This window comes from Flavobacterium sp., from assembly GCF_035456085.1.
Lineage (GTDB): Bacteria > Bacteroidota > Bacteroidia > Flavobacteriales > Flavobacteriaceae > Flavobacterium.
In genome coordinates, this window is the sequence record NZ_DATIDY010000188.1 from 1 (window position 1) to 3,576 (window position 3,576).

The 3,576-nt window shown below is 37.9% G+C and carries 3 protein-coding genes; all 3 read right to left on the bottom strand.

From position 1 onward, the window contains the following. Positions 1-513, bottom strand: a 513-nt coding sequence (locus tag VLC96_RS13965) for an ABC transporter permease (protein WP_414655575.1), incomplete at its 3' end; no start/stop codon positions are given. 398 nt (positions 514-911) lie between these two features. Further along, complete coding sequence (locus VLC96_RS13970; RefSeq protein WP_325263879.1) at positions 912-2,150, bottom strand: CmpA/NrtA family ABC transporter substrate-binding protein; 1,239 nt, start codon at positions 2,148-2,150, stop codon at positions 912-914. A gap of 75 nt (positions 2,151-2,225) precedes the next feature. Beyond that, positions 2,226-3,576 (bottom strand): alginate export family protein (locus VLC96_RS13975; protein WP_325263881.1); only part of this gene is annotated, 1,351 nt, incomplete at its 5' end.

A 3,576-nucleotide genomic window follows, 5' to 3' on the forward strand; every position in this document is an offset into this window, starting at 1 on the left:
GAATATGGTTGCGATTCCAGTGTCTTTGAAAACAACCAAACCAATTGGAAACCAAGCCAAAGGCGAAACTGGTTTTAAAAACTGAACAATTGGATAAAATATTCTCTTAAAAAAAGAATTGGCTCCAATCAAGATTCCGAAGGGGATTGCAAATAAAGAACCCAATAAGAATCCGGTCAAAACGGTTTTTATCGAAACAAATAATTGTAATCCGATGCCTTTATCGTTTGGACCGTAATCGTAAAATGGGTCGCTCAACATTTCTTTTAAAACGGTCAATGTTGCCAAAGGTCCTGGAAGTGCATCTTTGACATAAAAGCTTAATAAGCTCCAAAATCCACAAAAAATGGCTAATCCAAGGCAAGCAAATGCGATTGATTTTGCTTTTTCTAAAATATAATTGGAGGCATTTTTAAAGTTTTTTTTCTTAATTACTTTACCAAAAGTTTTTGGATAAGAGTAACTTCCTGCTACCCCTTCTGTCCCGATTGTTGCTGTAGTTGAATTTGACATGACTATTGATTTTAATATTATTTAATGTTTTTGAACTGCTAGAAATAAGTGTATTTTACTAAGCATTCTCGAGCCTCTTGCTGAGATTCCTCCTTCGTCGGAATGACAAACTGGAAGGTAAATTTGTCTTAACGACTTTCCGCGTGAGGGATTACTTCACTATCATTTATTTTCATAGGAGTTCAGTGAATTTCATTTGAAGCAAACTACCGAAGTAGTGCGGAGAGCCCGACCGTGTTGAGTAAAGGGGCTGTATAAGCGGTCCTATAAGTAAGCCCCTTTGCTCAACAGGGTCACGCCCAAATTGTTTTTTTAAAGTTTCTGAGTTCCTGAGAGACTAAGTTTCTAAGATTTTTTTGTCTTAGTAACTCAGAAACTTAGCAACTAAGGAACTTTTATTAATGTTTCACCACTTTTAAATACGCAGATGGATTAGTCGGGTTGAAAACGGTTTTGTCCATAGTGAGCGAGAATGGTTTCATGTCATCAGTTGGGATTTTGATTTTCATGCTTTTGGCGACTTCTTCGTATAAATCCTGAAGAATCAACTTGTCGGCAATTGCTTTGTAATTAGGTTCTTCTTTCAAATATCCGAAACGTACATATTGTGCCATCGCCCAGATTGCATAGGATTTTCGAGGATAATTGACCGTTCCGCCTTTGTAGAACAACATATAATCGTCGCCGTAAACCTCGGTTCCTTGGTTGCACCCTAAGTTATAATCGCCCATTAATCTGGCTTCGATAACATCGGCAGGAGCGTTTACATAAGGTGCTTTGCCAATGATTGCGGCTGCTTTTTTGCGATTGGCAGGATTGTCTAGCCAGATGCAGGCTTCCAAAAGCGCTTTCATCACTTTTTTTAGATCTTCGCGGCGTTTTTCGCTAAATTCTTTGTTGACCACCAACGCTTTTTCAGGGTGGTCTTTCCAAATATCTTGCGAAGCAATTTGGGTAAAACCTATTCCTTGTTTTACAGCTACTCCGCCCCAAGGTTCTCCAACGCAATACCCATCCATGTTTCCAACTTTCATGTTGGCAACCATTTGTGGAGGTGGAATCGTGATGATTTTTACCGCTTTTTGATTTAAACCTGCTAATGACATCCAGTTTCTTAGCCATAAATCATGTGTTCCGCCGGGGAAAGTCATGGCGAATGTCACTTCTTTTTCAGCTTTTAATTTGGCGGCCACAATTGGCGTTACTTTGTTCATTTGTTTGAAAGCTACTTTTCCGCAGAAATCATTGGATAACGTAATTGCTTGTCCATTTACGTTTAGCATCATGGCTATTTTCATTTCAGAACCTGCCTTTCCTCCTACTCCTGTGTATACTGAAAATGGCATGGTGTACAAACAGTGTGCTCCGTCCAATTCGCCTGTTAAGATTTTATCACGAACGTTTGCCCAAGATGTCTCTTTGGTCACGACAACCTCAACACCGTACTTTTTGAATAAACCTAATTCTTTTGCCATTACAATTGGCGAACAATCGGTTAGTGGAATGAAACCTAATTTGATTGGTTCGCCCGCTACTGGAGGATTTGGATTTGTTGTGAAAGAAGAGAACGAAATCGCACAGATTACCAACATCGCGGAGGTAAAAAGTGTTTTTATATGTTTTTTAGTCTGTATCATTTTTATAGTTTTAAAAATTGTTATAATTCAATTTAAATTGTTTTTAAGCACATTAGAAACAGTGCTTTTTACCGTTTACTTTTTGTTTAAAAAATTAGGTTTGATGTTTACCATAACGTATGCCCATTGCGGAGAAAGATTGGCGTTGGCAACGTTTTTAACCTGTGCCGAAGCCATAGAGTTGGTCGCTTTCATAAAAGAATAACCTCCTTCGATATTGATCATTTTGGTCATATTATAGGATACTTTTAAGTCTAATTCGGTTCCTAAATAACTGTTTCGGGTTCCTCCTGCTCCGTTTGATAAAGTATTGGCAGATTCAAATCCGTGTAAGTCAGCAAAAAGAGTCAGGTTGTCTTTTAAATTGTATTTGGCTTTCAGAAAGTAGTTTAACAAACCTTGTGCGCCAAATCCGCTTGAAGCATAGAAGTAATCCATATTTCCCCAGAATTTATGTGGTGTTCCATAAAGTGGGTCAAATTGATTGTTTTCGGAAGTTGCGGTAACTGCTTTTGTACCATCTGTTCCTGACAAATAATCAATTCCAGGTCCTACAAATAATTTTCTTCCTACTTGTAAAGTCGATGTGATAGAAGCCAAATTGCTGCTCAAACTACGACCATTCTTGTCATGTCCGAATTGGTGATATACACTTCCTTCGAATTTTAATTTGCGGGTTGCGTTCACATTATAGTAAAAACCAGTTGTGTTGCGAGTCCAAATTCCTTGTTCGTTAACTTTGGTTGTTACAGGTGGCGTTCCGGCTGTTACATTGGTATATTTATTGAAATTGTCACTCAAGAACAAAAACGAAATATCTCCAAAGAAAAACTTCTTAGCTAAATACACATATTCCAATGATTTGTAATTTGTTCCTAAACCATTTGTTCCAGCAGGATAACCAGCAGTTGCAGGCGGAACCCCATTATAAATTGTGCCTTCTAATAATTCTTTGTTTTGATTGAATGCGCCTCCCAAATCAAATGTCCATCCTTTGTTGAAATATTTCAGGACAATAGCATCATGGTATCTCGCTTGTTGTAACCAATCAAGACCGCCAATTACTTTTTGATCATCATACGAAATCTCTTGACGACCTATTTTTAGAGATAAATTTTGAATAGTACTAGTGGTGTCGATTAACATGATTTCACCCCAGGCTTCGTGCAATTGTATTCCGTTATTTTCGGCAGTCGTTACTCTATTGATGGTTGAAGCATCTTGTCCCCAAACACGAACATCTTGAACTGCTACAAAAAATTTGAATCTATATCCTGTGTATCCCACATTCAATCTTGTTCTTTGTGAAGTGAAAACTGCAGTTTCGGCATCTTTAGTTTGTAAAGTGCTATAACCATCTCTGAATTCTGTTCTTGGTCTAAATTGTCCTGATGCTGTAAACTGAGCGTTGGCAACAGATGAACTC

Excerpts from the sequence above, each read along its gene's own strand:
- VLC96_RS13970 (WP_325263879.1), bottom strand. The coding sequence starts at position 2,150 with ATGATACAGACTAAAAAACATATAAAAACACTTTTTACCTCCGCGATG.